Annotated in this window: 19 protein-coding genes and 1 pseudogene; 9 read left to right on the top strand and 11 right to left on the bottom strand. The window is 70.8% G+C overall.

From position 1 onward, the window contains the following. The first annotated feature begins 119 nt into the window (after window positions 1–119). Together HB370_RS06390 and HB370_RS06385 are read left to right on the top strand one after the other, a co-directional pair. Window positions 120–845: an alpha/beta hydrolase gene (locus tag HB370_RS06390; protein ID WP_030775677.1), complete on the top strand. Its 726-nt coding sequence runs from the start codon at window positions 120–122 to the stop codon at window positions 843–845. A gap of 87 nt (window positions 846–932) precedes the next feature. Next, entirely contained in the window at window positions 933–1,781 is an 849-nt protein-coding gene (locus tag HB370_RS06385; protein ID WP_030775680.1) for an alpha/beta hydrolase, read from the top strand. A gap of 249 nt (window positions 1,782–2,030) precedes the next feature. Here the strand turns inward: HB370_RS06385 and HB370_RS06380 are convergent, their stop codons facing one another. The 4 genes and pseudogenes from HB370_RS06380 to HB370_RS06370 form a co-directional block, all read right to left on the bottom strand. Continuing rightward, the gene (locus HB370_RS06380) at window positions 2,031–2,975 is read right to left on the bottom strand and encodes a low temperature requirement protein A (RefSeq protein ID WP_208974377.1); all 945 of its coding nucleotides are present in this window, start codon (window positions 2,973–2,975) and stop codon (window positions 2,031–2,033) included. 124 nt (window positions 2,976–3,099) lie between these two features. After that, window positions 3,100–3,356: pseudogene (locus HB370_RS41770) on the bottom strand (hypothetical protein); the annotation flags it as partial. Window positions 3,357–3,484: 128 nt separating this feature from the next. Further along, entirely contained in the window at window positions 3,485–4,141 is a 657-nt protein-coding gene (locus HB370_RS06375; RefSeq protein ID WP_030775683.1) for an FMN reductase, read from the bottom strand. Next, complete coding sequence (locus HB370_RS06370; RefSeq protein ID WP_167512949.1) at window positions 4,138–5,259, bottom strand: LLM class flavin-dependent oxidoreductase; 1,122 nt, start codon at window positions 5,257–5,259, stop codon at window positions 4,138–4,140. The genes HB370_RS06375 and HB370_RS06370 overlap by 4 nt, the downstream gene beginning before the upstream one ends. Before the next feature lie 451 nt (window positions 5,260–5,710). Between HB370_RS06370 and HB370_RS06365 the strand changes: the two genes are divergently transcribed. The 4 genes from HB370_RS06365 to HB370_RS06350 are packed head-to-tail and all read left to right on the top strand — an operon-like array spanning window position 5,711 to window position 8,396. Next, entirely contained in the window at window positions 5,711–6,685 is a 975-nt protein-coding gene (locus HB370_RS06365; protein ID WP_030784405.1) for a hypothetical protein, read from the top strand. A 59-nt stretch (window positions 6,686–6,744) separates the two neighbouring features. Continuing rightward, window positions 6,745–7,245: a MaoC family dehydratase gene (locus HB370_RS06360; RefSeq protein ID WP_030784402.1), complete on the top strand. Its 501-nt coding sequence runs from the start codon at window positions 6,745–6,747 to the stop codon at window positions 7,243–7,245. A 10-nt stretch (window positions 7,246–7,255) separates the two neighbouring features. Further along, a complete protein-coding gene (locus HB370_RS06355) occupies window positions 7,256–7,921 on the top strand; it encodes a DUF4232 domain-containing protein (protein ID WP_030784400.1) in 666 nt (221 codons plus the stop codon). A 10-nt stretch (window positions 7,922–7,931) separates the two neighbouring features. Continuing rightward, complete coding sequence (locus tag HB370_RS06350; protein ID WP_030784397.1) at window positions 7,932–8,396, top strand: DUF5709 domain-containing protein; 465 nt, start codon at window positions 7,932–7,934, stop codon at window positions 8,394–8,396. A 714-nt stretch (window positions 8,397–9,110) separates the two neighbouring features. Here HB370_RS06350 and HB370_RS06345 read toward each other — a convergent pair. Beyond that, window positions 9,111–9,689, bottom strand: a complete 579-nt coding sequence (locus tag HB370_RS06345) for a DNA starvation/stationary phase protection protein (protein WP_030784394.1) — start codon at window positions 9,687–9,689, stop codon at window positions 9,111–9,113. Window positions 9,690–10,346: 657 nt separating this feature from the next. After that, complete coding sequence (locus HB370_RS06340; protein WP_030784391.1) at window positions 10,347–10,892, bottom strand: GNAT family protein; 546 nt, start codon at window positions 10,890–10,892, stop codon at window positions 10,347–10,349. A gap of 216 nt (window positions 10,893–11,108) precedes the next feature. Between HB370_RS06340 and HB370_RS06335 the strand changes: the two genes are divergently transcribed. After that, complete coding sequence (locus HB370_RS06335; RefSeq protein ID WP_342450969.1) at window positions 11,109–11,777, top strand: amidohydrolase family protein; 669 nt, start codon at window positions 11,109–11,111, stop codon at window positions 11,775–11,777. Window positions 11,778–12,338: 561 nt separating this feature from the next. On the opposite strand, the gene HB370_RS06330 is transcribed toward HB370_RS06335, so the two are convergent. The 5 genes from HB370_RS06330 to HB370_RS06310 form a co-directional block, all read right to left on the bottom strand. After that, window positions 12,339–12,614, bottom strand: a complete 276-nt coding sequence (locus tag HB370_RS06330; protein ID WP_030784385.1) for a WhiB family transcriptional regulator — start codon at window positions 12,612–12,614, stop codon at window positions 12,339–12,341. Between the two features lie 76 nt (window positions 12,615–12,690). Then, window positions 12,691–13,116 (bottom strand): SsgA family sporulation/cell division regulator, encoded by a 426-nt coding sequence (locus HB370_RS06325; RefSeq protein WP_244405441.1) that lies wholly within the window; start codon window positions 13,114–13,116, stop codon window positions 12,691–12,693. 1,110 nt (window positions 13,117–14,226) lie between these two features. Further along, window positions 14,227–14,763, bottom strand: a complete 537-nt coding sequence (locus tag HB370_RS06320) for an MFS transporter (RefSeq protein WP_157855581.1) — start codon at window positions 14,761–14,763, stop codon at window positions 14,227–14,229. Window positions 14,764–14,802: 39 nt separating this feature from the next. After that, window positions 14,803–14,940 (bottom strand): hypothetical protein, encoded by a 138-nt coding sequence (locus tag HB370_RS06315; protein ID WP_157855580.1) that lies wholly within the window; start codon window positions 14,938–14,940, stop codon window positions 14,803–14,805. Window positions 14,941–15,451: 511 nt separating this feature from the next. Next, window positions 15,452–17,782, bottom strand: a complete 2,331-nt coding sequence (locus HB370_RS06310) for a glycoside hydrolase family 9 protein (protein WP_037701830.1) — start codon at window positions 17,780–17,782, stop codon at window positions 15,452–15,454. 611 nt (window positions 17,783–18,393) lie between these two features. On the opposite strand from HB370_RS06310, the gene HB370_RS06305 reads away from it, so the two are divergent. Further along, window positions 18,394–19,221: an NmrA family NAD(P)-binding protein gene (locus HB370_RS06305; protein ID WP_030784370.1), complete on the top strand. Its 828-nt coding sequence runs from the start codon at window positions 18,394–18,396 to the stop codon at window positions 19,219–19,221. A gap of 141 nt (window positions 19,222–19,362) precedes the next feature. Continuing rightward, entirely contained in the window at window positions 19,363–19,998 is a 636-nt protein-coding gene (locus HB370_RS06300; RefSeq protein WP_030784367.1) for a hemerythrin domain-containing protein, read from the top strand.

The raw sequence follows: 19,998 nt of genomic DNA, 5'->3' as shown, positions 1-19,998 counted from the left end.
CTTCGACCCGCCGGCTCTAAGGTCCCTTACGAACCAGCGGCATCCCGCTCATCCGGCCCGCGCCGTTTCGCTCAGGCCGTCCCGCATACCGACCATCACCTCCGGAAGAGAGCACTCCCATGTCCCGTTCCGCCAAGCCGACCGTCGTCCTCGTCCACGGCGCCTTCGCCGATGCCTCCAGCTACGCCCAGGTGATCCCCCGGCTCCTCGCCCGTGGTCTGGACGTGGTCGCCCCCGCCGTCCCCAACCGCAGCCTGATCGGCGACGCCGCGTACATCGCCTCGATCGTCCGGCAGATCCCCGGCCCCGTCGTCCTGGTGGGCCACTCCTACGGAGGCGCGGTCATCACGGTCGCCGGCACGGAGGACAACGTCCAGGCGCTGGTCTACCTCGCCGGTTACGCCTTGGAGAAGGGCGAGAGCCTCGGCGAACTCCAGGGCCGCTTCCCGGACTCCGACCTCGCCGCCGCCCTCGTCTACACGCCCTTCCCCATCGAGGGCTCGGCCGAGACCGGGACCGACGTGTCGGTCCGGCCCGACGAATTCCCGGCGATCTTCGCCGCCGACGTCGACCCCCGCCTCGCCGAGGTCCTGGCCGTCTCCCAGCGACCCCTGGCCGCCCAGGCGTTCGCCGACGCCGCGCCGGCCGCCGCCTGGAAGACCAAGCCCTCCTGGGGTCTGGTGGCCTCCTCCGACCACACCATCAACCCGGACGTGGAGCGCTACGGCTACCAGCGGGCCGGCATGACCACGGTCGAGGTCGACTCCTCCCACCTGGTGATGCTCTCCCACCCCCAGCGCGTGGTCGAGCTGATCGAGGAAGCCGTCCGGGCCACCTCCGCCTGAGACCCCGGCTGCCGGCCGCGCCCGCACGCCCGCCAGACCGTCCGGGCACGGCCTCCTTCCTCCACCCACCTTCGCAGAGAGTGACCGATGAACTCACCGATCTCACGCCGCACCGTGACCACGTCCCTGCTGGCCGGCGCCGCCGCCCTGGGCACCTCGGGCGTCACGCACGCCTCACCGATGGAGACGTCACACCGCCGCCCGGGCAGACCGCACGGGCACCCGGACACCCCCACCGTGGTGCTGATCCACGGCGCGTTCGCCGACGCCTCCAGCTGGAGCGGCGTGGTCCAGCGCCTCCAGCGGCACGGCCACCGCGTGCTGGCGCCGGCCCTGCCCCTGCGCGGACTGGCGAGCGACGCCGCCTACATCCGCAGTGTCCTGGACAGTGTCACCGGACCGGTCGTGCTGGCGGGGCACTCCTACGGCGGAGCGGTCATCAGCCAGGCCGCGTCCGACACACCGCACGTCAAGGCCCTGGTCTACGTCGCCGCCTTCGTGCCCGAGGTGGGGGAGAGCGCGCTCCAGCTCACCGACAGATTCCCCGGAAGCACCCTGGGACAGGCCACCGTCACCCAGCACTACCCGCTGCCCGGCGGCGGACAGGGCGAGGAACTGGTCATCAGGAAGGACCTGTTCCGACGCCAGTTCGCGGCCGGTGTCCCCCTCCGGACCGCCCAGGTCATGGCCGCGGGACAGCGGCCGGTCACCCTCGCCGCGCTCCAGGAGCCCGCCACCGCCGCCGCGTGGAAGACGATCCCCAGCTGGTACCTCGTGGCGACCGAGGACCGCAACATCCCGCCGGCCGCCGAGCGGTGGATGGCCGCGCGCGCCCGAGCCCGCACCGTCGCCGTCCGGGCCCCGCACGCGGTGTCCGTGAGCGACCCCGGGCCCGTCACCGATCTGATCCTGAGCGCTGTGCGCTCCGTGCGCTGACCCGGGCCGCTCACTCGTTCCCGCGCGCGACGACGGCGTTGCGCCCAAGGACGTGCCCCCTGCGGCCGTGACCGACCGGCCGCAGGGCCTTGCCCCCCACCTGCCACGAGTACCCGCCGTGCCTCGTGCGGCGTTACGACACGAATGCTGGGCCGGGGCCGCAGGAGCCCTTTTCCGGTCAGTGCGCCGGGGGTTGACCGGTAGCGCACCGCGGTCCGGCCGGCCCGTCACCCTGGCGCTGCCGCAGGGTCACCACCGCGACCAGGGCGGCCAGCAGCAGACCCGTGACCAGCGGGGGGGGGCCGGTGACCAGGCGGCCGGCGGGATGCCGGCCGCGGCGAGGGCGAAGGGCACCCACTCCCTCCCGCGCGTCTGATGCGGCCGGTGGTGCACGGCCCACACGGTGACGAGGAAGACGGTTGCCGGGACGGTGACACTCATGCCGGCGGCCACGGACGACATGCCGGTACGCCCGGTGAGGTGGTCGGCGTAGGTTGCCAGGCCCGCTCCTTCGGCCGCGGCAGACGTGAGGACGAGGTAGTGGCCGTAAGCCCAGGCAAACCGTCTGCGGTGGGCGCGGTGGGTGGTGGCGAGAAGCGTGTGGGCCGGCTTGTCGAAGTACAGCCACCACATGGCGAAGGCCATCTGCAGGCCGCCGCCGGCCAGCGCGTACAGCGCGCCGCCCGTGCCGTGGCTCCGGCCGAACGCTCCCCGGACGGCGACGGTGGCTGCGGCGACCGTCTCACCGAGCACGATGAGGGTGAACAGCTCGTAGCGCTCGGCGATGTGACGAGGATGCCAGGGGGTCATCCCGGCGGACTGCGCCCACACCGGTACCAGCACCTCGGCGAGGATCAACACCACGACGCCCGGCAGCCGGGCCGCGCCGGGCAGCAGGAGCAGAGACAGCCACCCGATCTGACAAACTGTCACTCCCGCCGCGAACCTCAGTGTCGTCCTGCGCCGGGCGGGGTCGGCCGGCCCGGCGCGGAGCCACAACGCGGCCAGTGCGGTGCGTAGCACCGCGTATCCGAGTGTGATGACCAGCAGGTCACCGTGGTCGAAGGCGCGGGCGACACCGGCGGCCAGGAGCCTCGTGCAGGCTTTGCGAGGCCTGGGCGACGGCCACGACGAAGCACAGGTCGACGAAGAGTTCCAGTGGGGTCGCCGTCCGGTGGGCCTCTCGCGGGTCACGGCCCGCCATGGTGCGCCGCCGGGACGTCGAAGGGCCCGAGGCTTTCCGGGAAGAACACATGGGATTCAGCACTGGCCTCCGAGTGCTGCCCCGGCCTCCGGTGGAAGGCGGGACAGGCGTGGTTCACGTGCCGAAGCCGACGGACGGACACCTCGGCGCGGCAGGCGACGCCCGTTCCGCGCAGCGTCTGGCAGGTCGTCCCACGGCGGCGCGGATCGGCTCGGCGACTTCGCCGGGTTGAGAGACGGCCACGGCGTGCGAGGTGCGTCGACCTCCATCGCCGTCGCACCGGCATGCTTGGCGCCGAAGCGGTTGATGGCCTTGTCGGCACCGGCCACTGGAACCCGGGACGGTTTCGTCCGCCAGGCCGCGGCGGGTGAGAAGACCCGGCGCGCACTGTCCGGACCACCTGGTTCAGGAAGGTCCAATACACCGGGAAAGGCTGCTGAGGGCCGTAGGGAAGCACACCACGGGCGGCGCAGTCCTGCCCCGGAAGGAGCTCCTCACCTCAGGTTCCCGGGGCGCTGTGTGTTTCGGGCGGCTCCGGCACGGGACGCAACGCGGCGAGGCGCTCCTCGAAGGGGGTGACCGAGAGGAAGGAGTCACGCTGGGGCCGGGGGTGCGTGGGCAGTCCGGACATGTGCGAGGCCAGCTCCCCGGCAGCCTGCGCGATGCGTGCGTCCAGGCCCTCGGCGCCCCAGTCCTCGGAGGCGGCGTAGACGCCGGTGGGAACGACGACGGCCTTCAGGTAGGAGAAGAGGGGGCGCAGAGCGTGGTCGAGGACGAGGGAGTGGCGGGCGGTGCCGCCCGTTGCGGCGATCAGCACCGGCTTCCCGGCGAGGGCGTCCGGGTCGTGGACGCTGAGGGTGTCGAAGAAGGACTTGAACAGCCCGCTGAACGAGGCGGAGAAGACAGGCGTGACAGCGATGAGGCCGTCCGCCCCGTCCACCGCGTCGAATGCCTCGTTCAGCTTCGGTCCGGCGAAGCCATTGGTGAAGGTGTGCGCGATCTCCACGGCGAGGTCGTGCAACTCGATCACGTGGACGTCGGCCCGCTGCGGTTCGGGCGCGGTGGCGGCGGAAGCGGCGATCGCGGTGAGGCGGTCGGCGAGCAGCCGGGTGGAGGACGGGACGCTCAGCCCCGCCGAGATGACGACGAGCTTCATGCGACGGCCTCCTTCGTCCGCGCGGTGGCGGTCAGGGACTGGTGGGTGGGGGCGTCCGGCACGTCCGCCGGACGGTTCTTGGCGAACTCCTCGCGCAGTACGGGGACGACCTCCTCGCCGAGCAGGTCGAGCTGTTCCAGGACGGTCTTCAGCGGCAGTCCCGCGTGGTCCATCAGGAACAGCTGGCGCTGGTAGTCGCCGGCGTACTCGCGGAAGGAGAGCGTCTTGTCGATCACCTGCTGCGGAGAGCCGACGGTGAGCGGGGTCTGCTCGGTGAAGTCCTCCAGGGAGGGCCCGTGGCCGTAGACCGGGGCGTTGTCGAAGTACGGGCGGAACTCCCGTACCGCGTCCTGGGAGTTCTTCCGCATGAACACCTGGCCGCCCAGGCCGACGATCGCCTGCTCGGGGGTGCCGTGCCCGTGGTGGGCGTAGCGCGTGCGGTACAGCTCGATCATCCGCTTGGTGTGGTCGGCGGGCCAGAAGATGTTGTTGTGGAAGAAGCCGTCGCCGTAGTACGCGGCCTGCTCGGCGATCTCCGGGGAGCGGATGGAGCCGTGCCAGACGAACGGCGGGACGCCGTCCAGCGGGCGGGGCGTGGACGTGAAGCCCTGCAGCGCGGTGCGGAACCTGCCCTCCCAGTCGACGACGTCCTCGCGCCACAGCCGGCGCAGCAGGGCGTAGTTCTCGACGGCGAGGTTGATGCCCTGCCGGATGTCCTGGCCGAACCACGGGTAGACCGGGCCGGTGTTGCCCCGGCCCATCATCAGGTCCACCCGGCCGTCGGCCAGGTGCTGGAGCATCGCGAAGTCCTCGGCGATCTTCACCGGGTCGTTGGTGGTGATCAGGGTGGTGGAGGTGGACAGGATCAGCCGCTCGGTGCGGGCGGCTATGTAGCCGAGCATCGTGGTCGGGGAGGACGGCACGAACGGCGGGTTGTGGTGCTCACCGGTGGCGAAGACGTCCAGCCCGACCTCCTCCGCCTTCTGCGCGATGGCGACCATCGCCTTGATCCGCTCGCCCTCGGTCGGGGTCCGTCCGGTGGTCGGGTCGGTGGTCACGTCCCCGACGCTGAAGATCCCGAACTGAGTGCCGACGGCCGTCGGCTTCCCTTGCGACATGTGCGATTCCCTGGGTCGAGGTCGACAGGTGGAAGTCCGCAGCGTAAGCGCCGTCGCCCCGGTGGGCTTGCCGGGGAACGCACGGAGCCTTGCCTGTCAAGGCATGTCCGGCCGGTCGGGCAGCGGATCACCTGGGTGCGGCGCTCAGAGCAAAGAACCCGGGCGCGCGGAGACAACCGTGGTGCGTCGGCGGCCCCTTAGGCTGTCGGCGTTCCACGGCCCACCGCTCGACGTACAACCGGCACATCCGGCGCACCGGAGCGCACTCCGAGTTCCCCCTCGCGCCTTGGCCACGGCCCGGACCCCCGCCCTCCGATCCCGACGGTGTCGTCGGACCGGCACGGCGATCCCGTCGGCCACCTGCCGTCGTCCTTCACGTCGTCGCCGACGTGGTGCCCCGCTTCCCGATCGACCACCGACAGACATCCTTGAGGAAGAGACAAGCACGCACATGCCCAGAACCCTCCCGAGAATCGCCGCCGGCCTTCTGGCCTCGGCTCTGACCGCAGCCCTCACGGTGACCGCGGCAGGTCCCGCGGCCCCGGCCCCCGACTCCTCGCACAACGCCGTCCGCTTCCTGGCGCACCTGGACATGGCCGAGGGGCAGCGTCCGGAGAACATCACCCTCGAGCCCGGCGGCGCGGCGGTGGTCACCTTCGCCTACAGTCGTCAGGTCGCGCGCATCACCCCCGACGGCACCGTCCACGTCCTGGCCACCCTGCCCGAGCCCCCGGCCGGCACGGTCACCCCTGCCCTGTCCTCGCCGTTCCTCGGCGGCATCGTCCGCGCCCACGACGGCACCCTGTACTTCCTGTATGCGACCGGCAGCGCCGACCTCACCGGCCTGTGGCGTCTGCGCCCCGGAAGCGCCCCCCGGCGCATCGCCGCGCTCCCGGCCGACGGCCTGCCCAACGGGCTGGCCCTGGACGAGCGGGCGGGCGCGCTCTACGCCGCCGACTCGGTTCTCGGCGCGGTGTGGCGGATACCGCTCTCCGGAGGCAGGGCGACGCGCTGGGCCGATGCGCCTGAGCTTGACGCCACCGGGTTCCTGGGGGCCAACGGCGTCAAGGTGCACGACGGCGCCGTATGGGTCTCGAACCTCGACCAGGGCACCGTACTGCGCATACCGCTCACCCCCCGCGGCACCGCCGGCCCGGTGCAGATCCGCGCTACCGGCTTGGTCGACATCGACGACTTCGCCTTCATCGGGCAGGGCGACACCCTCCTCGCGGCGATCAACGCCGACAACGAGGTGGCACGCGTCGAGCCCGACGGCAGTCACCGGGTCGTCCTGACCGCTACCGACGGCCTGCAGAACCCCACCTCGCTCGCCGTGCGGGGCCGCACCGCATATATCGCCAGCGGCGCCTACTTCACCAACGAGGACCCCAACCTCCTGACGGCCCGCATCGTTCCGGGCAACTAGCCGCCACCCTGCCGCCCCGCGCAGCGGCAGGTCCACCCCTCGTACGAGAGGACGATCCCTTGACCCAGCCCTCCTCAGCGGCTCCGACGTCGACCGGCTTCGATCCCGAGGCGTTCTTGGTCGTACCGGCCCGGACCTTCGACGACCTGAGCGTCGGTGAGGTGTTCCGCGCGCCCAGCCGCACGCTGACCGACGCTCACGCCGCCGCCTTCCAGACCGTGTCCGCGGACAACCACCCCGTGCACTACGACGTCGAGTGGGCCCGACGGCACGGCCACACCGCGCCCGTGGTGCACGGCCTGCAGGTACTCGCCTTCACCGCGCCGGGAGCCACATTGTTCCCCCACGTCATCGGTGAGGTCTTCATCCGTTTTCTGGAACTGTCCTGCACCTTCCTCGGCGAAGTGCACTCCGGTGACACCCTGTACCCGGCCCTGACCGTCACCGCTCTGGACGCGCAGGGTGATGACGGCGTCGTCACGACGTCGGCCACCATCCACAACCAGCGCGGTGAATTGGTGCTGTCCGGGCAGCACAAGTACCTGCTGCGGCGTCGGTGAAGGGGCCGTCATGAGACGCCGCTTGCTGCTGCCGGCCGCACTGGCTTGGTGTGCCGTCCTGGCCGGGTGCTCCGGCCAGGACACCGACGACTCCGTCGGCGGCGACCCGTCCCCGGTCACGACACCCTCGACGGGGGAGTCGGCCGAAGGCCGGGCAGCCGGTGGTACCGCCGGGCCGGTCGAACCGCCGACTGCGACGGCCTCACCCGGTACGGCGGGCTCGGTGTCCCCCGATGCCTCCGCCCCCGGCGTACCCGGGCGCTGCCATACGTCCGACCTCGGCGTGTCCGTCGGTACCAACCGGCCGGGCGCGGGGCAGTCCTCCTTCGCGCTGGTCGTGACCAACAGCTCCCGTCGCACCTGCACGGTGCACGGCTTCCCCGGGGTGGCGTTCGTCGACGCAGCGGGCGCGACCGTCACTCCCACCCCGGAACGAGCCACCGGCGAGGAACCGCGGACGGTGACGCTCGCACCCGGTGCCAGTGCCTGGTCGGGACTGACCTACACCAATCCCGCGCTCACCGGGGTCACCACGGTGGTCCCGGCCGGACTGCGCGTCACCCCGCCCGACGAGACGGCCTCGCTCCCGGTGCGCTGGACCGGCGGTGCGGTGTCCAACACGGGCAAGGCGTCGGTCCCCGTCGTGAGCCCGTTCCGTCCGGGTGACGGGGACTGAGAGGACCGGTATGACGGACGAGATGACCGGCGACGGTGTCTACCAGCCGGACGGGGTGGAGACGCAGGACGGCACAGGGCTGCTGGACGCCTCCGACACACTGGACGACCGGGCGGGGAGGGAGGTCCTGGACGAGGGCTGCTCACCGGCGGACAGGCCGTGGGGCGCGGACCGTACCGGGGTGACCGCGGCCGAGCGACTGCGGGGTGAGTCGCTGGACGAGCGCCTGGCCGAGGAAGTACCGGACATCGGCCCCCGAGAGGGGGACGGTCTCGGTGACACCTGGGACACGGACGGGGAACTCATTGACGATGAGGTCGGTGATCTGCGCGCCGGCCGGCTCGTCGCCGCCGACCGCAGTGATCCGGATGACCCGGAAACCGACCTGTTCGCCTCCGACGTGGGACTGGACGGGGCGGGGGCGTCCGCGGAGGAGGCCGCCATGCATGTGATCTCCGAGTCCGGTTCCTGCTGACCGGCGCCGAAACCGGTCCGGCCCGGCTGCCACGCGCAGCCGGGCCGGACGCGTGTGCGCGGGCCGGAATGATCCGCCGAGCCGTACTCGGCCGACGCTACGCACCGTCAGAAGACGTCAGGGCAGCGGCCGGAAGCCGTCGGGGCAGCGGTCAGGTGATGTGGTGCAGCAGTGCGGGCGATCGCTGGGGCGCCTCGCCGGAAGGGCGTACCACCATGATCTCCAGTGCGGCGTGTGCCGTTCGGAATGTGTGCTGCTCGAGGCCGGCGAACCGGTCCGCGATCGACCTGGGCCACCAAGGGGTGACGTCGGCGAGACCGACCTGACCCTCGGGCGTCGCCTCGGCAAAGTGCGACGAGGGGACGCCACCAAGGCTGTGTCCTCACGCGACAGCGTGTGGTCGACCCGCGTCGCTGCTGCCGGTTGAGTGCCACAAACCGCCTGATCCACGGTGCCGTCGCGCGCTGCCTGGCGGATGACGCCGACAGTCGCCTGCCGCAACCGGACCACCACGTCCAGGTGTTTCGCCCGTGACGTGGCCGGGTCCGGGTCATGGTGCAGTCCCGCCCATACGTCCCTGCATGGTTCCCACCGCGAGACAGTTGTGCAGTCGCCCCTTGACGGTCTCGACGGCGTCCCGGGCCGGTTCGGCGGCCGTGAGGGCGGCACGGGCGGCGGGGACGAAGGCTTTCCCGGCCCGAGTCAGCGCCGCCGTCAGGAACGGACGAGGGGGGTGTCCACCAGGTGCTCGGCGAGGAACCACGACTGCAGTTCACCGGACCTGATCACCTGTGAGACGAGGAGGTCGTTCGTACCGTCGTCGCCCAGCTCGGCGGTGCGGGCGGCTGCGTCGTGAGCCTCCACGAGGATGGTCTCGTGGGCCTCCAGCAGCCGAGACAGCATCGCCGGCACTTCCTCCACGCCGTCCGGGGGCCGCGGAATCGAGGTGATCTCAGCGACGTGCCGGGGGTCGCCGACCGCGACGCCGCCGAGTGTCTGCACGCGTTCGGCGAGGGTGTCGACCAGTTCGAGCTGCTCACCCGCATGCTTGTCCAGCACCAGATGCAGCTGGTAGAAGGTCGCGCCGCGCATCAGCCAGTGGTGCTTCTTGTAGAGGCCGTAGAGGATCTGCGTGTCCGCGAGGATCCTGTTCAGGCGCTGGCAGGAGTACATGCGGGCCTCGTAGGACAGACCGATCGGGAACTGCTTGACGGTCCCGAAGTCCTGGATGACCTCGCCTTTCTGGTGCAGCCACGGCTGGCTGCCGCTTCGGTGGGCGGAGTTGGCGGACATGTCGTGCTCCTGGGATCGAGGTGCGGTGTACCGGGCAGACACTAGGCGGCGCCCTCGACGCCTCCTTGCCTCGCAGCGCATGTGCCGGTGCCCGTGCGCGCACACGCGCCCGGCGCCGAGCAGGCGACCGGTTCGGGGCCGCGCGGCCGGGGCGAAGTCACCGGCCACCGCCGGAGGCGAGGGGCCGCATGCGGAGGCCACGCGGCCCCACCTTGATGGGACCGCGTGGCTGTGCGCCCGAGGGACGTCGGTGCTCCTCCGCTGCCACGAGTTCGGTGACGGTGGGGGACACGCCGAAGAGGACGGCGGACACGCCTTGCCTCGGATCGCTCGCGACCTCGGCTGCCTCACCGTCACCATCCGTCGGTCAGCGGGTGCGCAGGGCAGGAGCGTGCCGGCCTCCATGCTGATCGCCGCCTCGGCGGCGTGGGTCTCGCGGAGGGCGTTGAGATCACGAAGCCGTGGATGACGTCCTGGTAGCGCACGGCGGTGACGGAGTCACCGGCAACGGCGATCGGTCCGCGTCCAGTCCCTTCGCCGAAGAACCCGCCAAGGTCAGCTGATACAGGTGCTCACCCGACGGCCCGTCGGCCCTCACCGGCGGCGGGCCCGTCCCACGCCGCCTCACCCATCAGGTGCCACAGGGGAGAGCTTGCCTCACAACGAAGCGGGCTCTGGATCCGTTGCCAGGCGGGCATGGAGTTCCACGTCGACGCGGACACCGTCGTATTCGAGCTTCTGTCGTTGCCGCCCTTCCACCGCGAAACCAGCAGCGCGAGCAACTCCGCATGAGGCGGGATTGTTCACCCGGTGCCCGAGCTCCAGCCGGAAGAGTTCCGCATCGTCGAAAGCCCAGCGGGCCCCAGCACGGCAGGCGCGGGAAGCTACACCCTGGCCCCGGGCCGTGGCCGTTGTCCAATAGGACACCCATCCAGTGGCATGACGCCGATCCACCGGGCCAACACACACCTGGCCGAGAACGAGGCCGCCGCCATCGACGACGGCGAAGGAATAGGCGTAGTCCGCGGCCCAGTGCTCGGCGTGAGCCGTGATCCACCGCTCGGCGGCCCGGACGGAATCAACCGGCTCGATGTACTGGCCACGTATGAGGGGATCCGTGAACGCGGTCATCACCGCCTGGGCGTCCTCGGTCTTCCAACTCCGCAGTATCAGGCCGGAGGAGGTTTCCAGACGATCGCGCATGACGCGAGTCTTCCCCAACCGACGTCGCCCGTCACGTCGGTTTCCCCCCACAGTCGACAACTGGCCAGGACCGGGTCGTCTCAGGGGCATGAACCAGCTTCCACCGCCGTTCATGCCGTCATCTCCCATCGACATCCAGACGACGAAAGATCACCAAGTGCCTCCCAGACCGGTCCACATCTGCTCTTCCTGAAGTTGTACGAACCCAGGGGTGCCATGTCGGTGCAGAACCGGCTGCCCTTGCAGGACGAGGTGTTCGTGCGCCGCTATGGCATCGGTGCCGCTGCGGGCGCCCCGCCGATCCGTCCCGTACTGGGCCGCCGCGGACTGAAGGTCGAGGCCGGCACCAACGCCACCCGTGTCTCGGCCTACACCCCGTGGGTCGCGCCGCACTGGCTGGTCACCGGCCGAACGGCCGGCGACCCGACCATCCGCCCGCCGCACAACCGCGTGGACAGGGAGACGGCGCTGGAGATGTTGACCACGCCGGTGCCGCGCCCACCGGTGAGCAGGACCGCAAGGACGTCCCGCGCCCCGGGTTCCTCGGCGACCTCACCGTGCTGTCGGAGGACTTCTTCGCGGTGCCCGACCAGGAGATCCCGAACATCGAAGCCCTCCCGACGGTCGTCGGCGGCCGCATCGTCTACGGTGTGCCGGAGTACGAAGGCATCGATGAGGCCATGCCCCCGGTCACCCCGGAGCGGAGCCCGGTGGCGCACTTCGGTGGAACCAGGCCGCGCCGGAAGCCGGGTTCAGGGGCGCCCGCCAGGCCGAACTGCTGGGCGAGGCCGTCGCCGAGTCCGAACAGCACCCGCCGTGGCGGGCCCGCCACGGCCCGGGTCCGGAGAACGACAGCCCGGTCCTCGAATCTGCTTCTCCCCCTGACACGGCGGCACCCACGGCCTCGGCGTCGTCTACGCCCAGACCGTCATCGGCGCACACGCCGCCGGCTGACCCGCCGCGTCGCCCGGCTCGCAGCCCGCGCCTGCCACGGTGGCCCCGCGGCAGGCGCGGGCTTTCGGCTGCGTACGGGCGGCGTCGGGCGCAGAACGCGGATCCGTCAGCGGACCGGGCAAGCGCAGACTGCTGCGCAGCGTGCCACGCACTGGGTGACACGCCGCAGGCGGCGCGGAACGACCGGCTGAGGTGAGCGGCACGGGCGAAGCCGCCGATCGTGCCTCCAGAAGGGCAACTCCTCGTCGCGAGACCGGGTCGGAGGCTCACCGCCCACGGGGAGATAGGCGAGAGTGGTGCAGTACACGGGCGTGGAGTCCGTTGCCCGTCCGGCAGCCGCGGACTCCGGACCACCTGATCGCTTACTCGTCGCACACGATGGCCGTAGGCGGCGGTCGTCACGGCGACAGATCGATGCGGTGGCAGTCGCACGTCGCCGGGGACCGCGTTGCGGTGAGGAAGGACGGGGCGGCCTGATGGCTGCGTCGGCCGCTACTCGCGGTGAGTCAGGCGGGCGGCGGAACGACGCTCGGCCTCGGTGTGGCCGCCCCAGACGCCGTAGTGCTGCTGGGACGCCTGGGCGAAGCGAGCGCAGGGGCCGATCACGGGGCAGCCGCGGCAGATCGCGCGTGCCGCCTCCTCGCGTTGCCGGCGTGCCCGGCGACGTTCGCCGGTGGGCGAGAAGAAGACCGAGCTGTCCATGCCACGGCACGCGGCGTCGGCCTGCCACGTCCAGTCACTCAGAAGGGGTTTCGTCATGGTCTTCATTCGGGTTCTCCTCTCGTGGCCCGGCACTTCGGCCTTCCCGGGCGTCGCGGCGAGCCAAGGTGCTGCCCAGGTCGAGTCAGCGGCTCCTGCCCATGAGGGCGGTTATAGTGCCGTCGATATTGAGATGTCTGCTCTCGGTTCCGGGAGGAACCAGAGAGAACGCCTGCCGAAGAAATCCGGCAACCTTTTCTGCCGGCAGTTCGATCAATGCGGTGCCGTCCCTGTTGGTCAGAACGATGCGCAGGGAGTACGGATGGTGGCGGCATCTCGGAGCGACCCTCACATCACCCGCTCCAGCGGGGCGTTCGACGCCCTCTGCAAGGAGGTCGCGGGCGAAGGTCCAGACCCTTGCGGATCCTGTCGACGGGCCTAGAGAGAGCTGGACGGCATAAGGGTCACCGGCCTGGTAGAGAAATTCCGCCGGCAGGGGCGAAATCAACCCCGCCCGGGTGCTGACGCGTGCCGTCATGTGGCACGTAGCGGTGCCGAGGTGCTGTTCCATTGATGCCCCGAATGGTGCGGAATCGGTGTGTCCCCTCGAATGCTATGGGGAGGCGGCTCGGAGGTTTGCCGAAGAATGCACGGAGCGTTGCCCCGGAGAGCACTGCTATCGGATGTCCCGACCCCCGGGCACTGGTATGCGGTATCCCTGTCGACGTACCTGCCGACTCACGGTCGTGCGTCCCGGACCGAAGAACATCCCGAAAGGGACAGACTTTGTTCCAGCGCATTCTCGTGGCAGTCGACAACAGTCCTGCCGCCGCTCCGTCATCGACCTGGTCGGCGACCTGCCCGGCTGGCCGGGGCCGAGATCGGCGTCGCACATGGCGTCCCTTCCATCTCGCCCCTCGCCGCTGTGGTCACCCTGAGAATGAGGACGATGTCGAGGACATCCTCGGTGAGATGCTCACCCGCCTGCGCGAGGCAGGTGTGGAAGCGGAGAGCACCGTCGCCGGTGCGCTGACGACTCAGATCGCCGCCACCGTCTCCTCGGCCGCCGAGGAATGGGAGCCGACCTGTTGGTTATCGGCCCGCAACACCGCGGAGCACTTGAAGCGCCTGTCCCTCCGCGGATCAGCGACGCCGTCGCGCACACGAGGAGCGCCTTCCGGGCCATCCGCCGTGAGGCCGGCCAGGGCGCCGCCCCGTACAGGGAGAGCACCAGGACGAGCCCCTCGAAGAGTAGGAGAAGCGGGGCGATGGTGGCGGATGTGGTCGGGGTGGTGGTGGCGTAGGCGGCCCGCAGCCGCGGCACGGCCGGCGAACGCAGTTCCTGCCGCAGTGCCGGGTGCGGAGCCGTCGTCTCCTGCTCGCCGTGCAAGGCGAGCAGCACCGCGGTCGCGGGGACAGCGCGGCCGCGCCGGCCACCGCCCGGAAGACGGCCTGCCGGTCGGCGTGCTGCGCGAGCAGCGTGCCGGCGGGAACGCCGAGCATCACGGCCGGGTCCAGTCCGGACACGACCACGGACATCGCCTTGCCGCGCCGGTCGGCGACGACGGACGAGACCGCCCGGAACCCGGCGTACGCCATGCCCGTCACCATCGCATGAGCATCGGCAAGCCGAAGTGCGGCACAGGCGCGGCGGCCACGTGCCTGGCGACTCCGAGTTCCGCTATCCCTCGGCGAGGACCGCCGCCCGCCGCAGTCCCGGGCTCAGCGAGGCGATCAGGGCGACCAAGAGGGTCAGGCCGGACAGGGCCCGGACGGCGCCGCGCGGACCGGTGTGGTCCAGCAGGCCGCCCGCGATCAGTGAGCCGAAGGGGATGGCACCCCAGCTGACCAGCAGGACGATGCTGTTGACCCGGCCCAGCATGTGGTCCGGGATGACCTTGTACTGGTAGCCGACGACCACCACGTTCCACACCGGGCCGATGAACGCCATCGCCGCCACCAGCGGGCCGAGCATCAGCGGGGGCGGCATTGCGGCGATCGGCACCAGCAGCAGCACCCAGAGCCAGATGGACCCGATCGCCACGGTCCGCGGCGCGAGCCGGCGCTGGATCCACGGCGCGGCGAACGCCCCTGCCAGGCCGCCGCAGCCGAAGAAGCCGAGCACGGCACCGGTGAGCCCCGACGAGGCCCCCAGATGCCGGGCGAGCACGATCAGCACCAGTGTCAGTGCCTGGAACATCACGTTGGTGAGCGCCACGCACACCACAGTGACCCGGATGAACGGCTGGCCCACCAGTCAGCGCACCCCGTCCGCCACCTCCCGCCACAGCGACCCGGCCGGCTCGGTGCGCCGGGCGCGCAGATCGGCGCGGATGGCGGAGACCGTCAGGAAGGAGGCGACGTAGGAGAGGGCGTCGGCGAGGAAGGGCAACACGTGCGCGACGCCGTACAGCAGGCCCCCGAGCGGTCGTAGGGGAGGGTGGAGACAAAACCGGCGACCCCCGCGCGGCTGGGTGAACCCGTGATGGCCGGCACGATCAGCGGGACGGCGACGGAGGACATCCGGGTGCCGAGCGTGGACAGCACCTGACCCGACCACAGCAGCACGAAGTCCCGGTTGTGCCACAGCGACGGTGCCTTCACCGTGTCCGCACGCCCGGCCGGATCCGCATCCGCCTGCCTGACGTTCCCTCACTTTCCACCCGTTCCTGGCCTGTTCCCACCTGATCACGGGCGGCCGCCCCCGCACCACCGCTTCCCGGCCGTCCGGGACGCCGTCGGACACCGCAACGGCGTATGGCCGGATCCGGCATTCCGCCGCCGGTCAAGGCCCCGGCCGGCCGAGATGAACGACGACTACGGTGGACACGACTTCGAGCGGTCATGGCAACCACCCCTGTTCGCCCTTCTGCCGCCATGACCGCCCGACGTCAACGGTCCACCCGTCAGCCGCAGTCCTTCGCGTTCAGTGTGAAGGCCGCGGGTGTCCCGGCCGGGGTGCCCGTGCCCTGGAATCCGAAGCTCACGCCGGAGCCCGGCGGGATCGTTGCGTTGTGCGCCGCGTTCGCTGCGGTGACGTCGGCACCGGCCTGCGACACGGTGGCGTTCCAGGCACTCGTCACCTTTTCGGTGCCCTTGAACGAGAACCCGAGCCGCCAGCCGTTGACCGCCGCCGTGCCGGTGTTCCGCACACCGATTTCGGCGGTGAAGCCACCGTTCCAAGTGCTGGTGACGGTGTAGGTCACGGCGCACTGGGCCGAGGGAGACGTGGGTGTGGGGGTGGGAGTAGGAGTGGGTGTGGGAGTAGACGTAGGTGTGGGCGTAGGCGTAGGCGTAGGTGTCGGCGTCGGCGTGGTGCCGTCGGGCTCCACCCCCCACTGCGTGTCCGCACCCTCCGCCAGCACGATGTGCGGCGCGTCCACCGGCGTACTGCCCGGCGTCGTCGGGATCGCCTGGTAGGACCAGTCGTCCGCAGGGTTCCACGCCCCGGCCGAGGTGATGCGGAACTGCACCTCCTTCCGGTAGGCCGACTGGCCCGCCGGAGCGATCACCGCGTTGGAGCAGTCCACGGTGACGTAGTAGACGTCACCGTCGAAGTGCGTCGGACCGGTCACCTTGCCGCACTGGTTGTAGTTGGTGGTGGTGCTGATCCGGTCGGGCGTGACCCCGCCGTCGAGGGTGAAGTAGTAGCGCAGGGAAGCGTGCGTCAGCGCGCGTGCGGGCCACGCTGACTTGTTGACCAGGTACGCCTTGATCTCGGTGAAGCCGGGACCCGAGGCGTTGACGGACGCCTGGACCGAGATCTCGGGCCCGTCCGGCTTCTCGGCCTGGGGGAAGCCGGCGAGCGGGCTGCCGCCGTACTCGGCGTACAAGCGGGCCAGAGCACCCGTGAAGGCCGCGTTGTAGTCGGTGGCCACCTCGTTGTTCACGTAGTTGGACCGGTCGTCGGTGTACGAGTCGTCCGCCGCGCTCGGCCCGCCGACCAGCGCGCCGTACAGGACGTGCCGGTTGTCCACCGGGTTGGTGAGCTGGTCGGTCCACGAGCCGTGACCGGTCCGGTGGTGCGGCTTCGCCGGCGGGTTCGCGCCGAAGCCGACGACGTAACTGGACTTGCGCGGGTTGTCGCCGAGCGCGTAGTTGATCTGCCGGACCGCGAAGTCGTGGTAGCGGGCCTTGCGCACCGGGTCACCGGTCAGCCAGTCGGAGTACGACAGCGCGGCGAACGCGGTGTTGGCGGCATACCGCAGCGATCCCCAGCTGTCGAGGACCGCCTGCCCGCCGGGCGAGTAGCGCACCTTGGTCCCGTTGACACCGACCGTCCACCAGTCCAGCCAGCGGTTGGCGTCGTCGACGTACCGCTGCTTGCCGGTGAGCTGGGCGAGGAGCACGTACGAGCCGTAGGAGGTGTCGTCCCAGGAGAGCGTCCAGCGGTAGGAGCGGGTGGTCGTCTGGGGCTCGGTGGACAGCTTGTCGTAGGCCGTTTCGGCCTTCGCCAGATACGTGGCGTCGCCGGTCGCCTTGTACAGCCAGACGGCACCCCAGACCAGTTCGTCGTTGTAGCCGCTCCAGGAGTTGTAGTACGCCTGCGCGTCGGTGATGCAGTCGCTGTACTTGCCGCGGTAGGCGTCGGCGAACGCGTACAACTGCTTGGCGTGGGTGAGCAGTTTGCTCGCGTACGCCGGGTCGCTGTCGGCGAACACCATGGAGGACGACGCCATGGCCGCGGCGGTCTGGCCCGCCAGGTCGGAGCCCGGGCACGAAGCGTCGATCTTGTACGCGGGCCGTGCCATCGGCATGACTTCGGCCGGACCCCACCACTTGTGGTCGTCGGCGCCGTTGCCGACCTGGCCGTACAGCACGTTCGCGGACGGGTGCGCCTTGATGAAGTAGTCGTTGACGAAGCGCAGGTTGTCCTGGAGGTACCGGAGCTGGCCGGAGGAGGCGTAGGCGGACTTCTGCTCGATGCCGCCCCAGGCGAGCAGTGTGGCGGAAAAGGCCATGGGCAGGCCGAACTTGACGTGGTCCCCGGCGTCGTACCACCCGCCGGTCAGGTCGAGACCGACGTCCTTGCCGTCGCCGAGGGCGGAGTCGCCGCGCCAGGAGACGCGGTTGCCGTCCGGGAGCTTCCCCGACCGCTGCGCGTCGTAGAACCAGAGCGACTTCTGGAGCGCCTCACCGTAGTTGAAGGCGGCCGGCGCGGCGGAGGAGGGGCTGGAGGCGGCCGACGGCAGCAGCAGGCCGGCGATGACGGCGACCGCGGCTCCCCACGCACCCACCGGTCGGGAGCGTCGGACACCGGCCGGTACTGCCGGGCAGGTTGTGGGAGCCGCTGCGGAGGGCGCGGAGCGTCTTCGGGAGGTGAGGAAGGCGAGCGGGCGCAACGGACGTTCCTTCCGTGCGGTGGGCAGGGGGAGTTCGTGCTGCGGCGCGGTGGTTCGCGGTGTGGAGACGGAAAGAAATGGGAGCGCTCCCAACCACTGGTTCATGAAGCCAGCGCGTACGTCAAGTGTCAATAACCCGCGCGTACTTCGCCCGGACGCAGCGTTCGGCCGGGCCGTGGGCCGGGGCCCGTCGGAGGACGGCTCGACTGGCCGCCGACCGGCGCCCGGGCCTTCCGAAGGCAGGGGGCGTGGCCCGGCGGCCGACGCGGGGGGACTCCACGACCGACTCGTCCCCCGTCGCGTGTCCGGTTCAGCTGCCCCGACGCAAACGGGAACGCGACAGCGGAAAGACGCCAATCCGGAACTGTGACAGTTACAGGGCTCGAAGAGTGCCCCGGGCCGGGCCGTGCGGACCTACGTCTCGCGCTCGCGAATCGAGACGATCGCGTATGAATGCGAGCCGGTGAGCCATGTACCGTCTGCCGCGCGGCGAATTCAATGAAGTGATGAGCACTCAAGGACAGAACACCGCGCCCATCCTCGTCATCGGCGCCACCGGTAAGACCGGACGGCGGGTCGTCGAGCGTTTACAGGGACTCGGCCGCCCGGCCCGGAGCGGCTCGCGCAGCAGCGAGATCCCCTTCGTCTGGGAGGACGAGAGCACCTGGGAGGCCGCGCTCGACGGGGTCTTGGCCGCCTACGTGACCTACTATCCGGACCTCGCCTTCCCCGGCGCGAAGGAAGCCGTCGAACGGTTCGCCGCGTTCGCCGTGGAGCGGGGCGTCCGCCGCCTGGTGCTGCTCTCCGGCCGGGGCGAGGAGGGCGCCGTCGCCGGCGAGGACGGCCTCAAGGCGTCCGGTTGCGACTGGACCGTCGTACGCGCCAACTGGTTCCACCAGAACTTCAGCGAGAGCTTCTTCCTCGACCCGGTCCGCTCGGGCGAACTGGCGCTCCCCACCGGCGACGCCGTCGAGCCGTTCGTCGACGCCGACGACATCGCCGACGTGGTGGTCGCCTCCCTCACCGACGACCGGCACATCGGCAAGACCTACGAGCTGTCCGGCCCGCGACTGCTGAGCTTCCACGACGTGGCCCGCGAGCTGTCGGCGGCCACCGGCCGGACCATCACCTACATCCCGGTCAGCGCCGACGACTACCGCGCGGCGCTGCGCGAGCTGGGTGAGGCGGAGGAGTTCGCGGACCTTTTCACCCTCATCGTCGACGGCCGCAACGCCAGCCTTGTGCCTGGCGTCAGGGAAGCGCTCGGGCGCGGGCCCAAGGACTTCGCGGACTACGCCAAGGAGGCCGCGGCCACGGGCGTCTGGGACGCCTGACGGAACGGTGTCCCACCGCGGTGTCCGCCGGACCCGAGCTACCTGGCCGACGGACACCGCACCGGCCGTGTAGCGCCACAGACCGACCAAGCCAGGCGCCCCGGCGGCGGAGCACCGGGGGCCAGAGAAGAGAGGGACGCGATGGACGGGCTGCTGTGGGGAGGCGCGGGTGTGAACGCGCTGCCCCGCCACCTTCGCGGATTCGCGCAGACGCACCTCGCGCTGCGGCGCGATTCCCGGCGACTGGTGGCCGCGGCGCCGCTTCTGACATCCGCCGGTCTTCCCCGGGCCGCGGAGTGGTGGCGGCAGCTCAGGGCCATCGTGGACTGGCATCACCGCACGGAGGACGAGATCCTCTGGCCGGGCCTGATCAGGCACATGCCGGAGATCGCCGCCGGTTCCCACCGCATGGTGCAGGGCCACGTGGCGCTCGACGACTCGATGTTCCGTGTGACCAAGGCGCTGGAGGGCGGACGCGCCGAGCTGATCGGCGGCCCCGTCGACACTTTCGACACCGTCCTCCGCCAACACCTGCACGAGGAGGAGGAGCTGACCTTCCCGGCCTTCGCCCGCGTACCGGCCGACGTGTTCGCCGCCTTGGAGCGCCGCGTCCTCGCGGCGGCGCCCTTCCGCGTCAAGCGGGTCCTGCCGCCATGGCTGCTGGACGGACTCCCGCAGCCGGACGGGCTGATGCCCGGACCGGTGCGCCTGGTCGGACGCACCCAGCTGGAAGGCGCCTACCGCCGTTCGCTCGCCGGAATCCTGGAACCCCGGTGA

Source organism: Streptomyces sp. DSM 40868, assembly GCF_011820545.1.
Classification (GTDB): Bacteria; Actinomycetota; Actinomycetes; order Streptomycetales; family Streptomycetaceae; genus Streptomyces; species Streptomyces eurythermus.
This window is presented reverse-complemented; position numbering and strand designations above follow the sequence as displayed.

Coding starts and splice junctions, on each gene's coding strand:
- HB370_RS06390 (WP_030775677.1), top strand. CDS start 120: ATGTCCCGTTCCGCCAAGCCGACCGTCGTCCTCGTCCACGGCGCCTTC.
- HB370_RS06385 (WP_030775680.1), top strand. CDS start 933: ATGAACTCACCGATCTCACGCCGCACCGTGACCACGTCCCTGCTGGCC.
- HB370_RS06375 (WP_030775683.1), bottom strand. CDS start 4,141: ATGAAGCTCGTCGTCATCTCGGCGGGGCTGAGCGTCCCGTCCTCCACC.
- HB370_RS06370 (WP_167512949.1), bottom strand. CDS start 5,259: ATGTCGCAAGGGAAGCCGACGGCCGTCGGCACTCAGTTCGGGATCTTC.
- HB370_RS06365 (WP_030784405.1), top strand. CDS start 5,711: ATGCCCAGAACCCTCCCGAGAATCGCCGCCGGCCTTCTGGCCTCGGCT.
- HB370_RS06355 (WP_030784400.1), top strand. CDS start 7,256: ATGAGACGCCGCTTGCTGCTGCCGGCCGCACTGGCTTGGTGTGCCGTC.
- HB370_RS06350 (WP_030784397.1), top strand. CDS start 7,932: ATGACGGACGAGATGACCGGCGACGGTGTCTACCAGCCGGACGGGGTG.
- HB370_RS06345 (WP_030784394.1), bottom strand. CDS start 9,689: ATGTCCGCCAACTCCGCCCACCGAAGCGGCAGCCAGCCGTGGCTGCAC.
- HB370_RS06340 (WP_030784391.1), bottom strand. CDS start 10,892: ATGCGCGATCGTCTGGAAACCTCCTCCGGCCTGATACTGCGGAGTTGG.
- HB370_RS06335 (WP_342450969.1), top strand. CDS start 11,109: ATGTCGGTGCAGAACCGGCTGCCCTTGCAGGACGAGGTGTTCGTGCGC.
- HB370_RS06330 (WP_030784385.1), bottom strand. CDS start 12,614: ATGAAGACCATGACGAAACCCCTTCTGAGTGACTGGACGTGGCAGGCC.
- HB370_RS06325 (WP_244405441.1), bottom strand. CDS start 13,116: ATGGAACAGCACCTCGGCACCGCTACGTGCCACATGACGGCACGCGTC.
- HB370_RS06305 (WP_030784370.1), top strand. CDS start 18,394: ATGAGCACTCAAGGACAGAACACCGCGCCCATCCTCGTCATCGGCGCC.
- HB370_RS06300 (WP_030784367.1), top strand. CDS start 19,363: ATGGACGGGCTGCTGTGGGGAGGCGCGGGTGTGAACGCGCTGCCCCGC.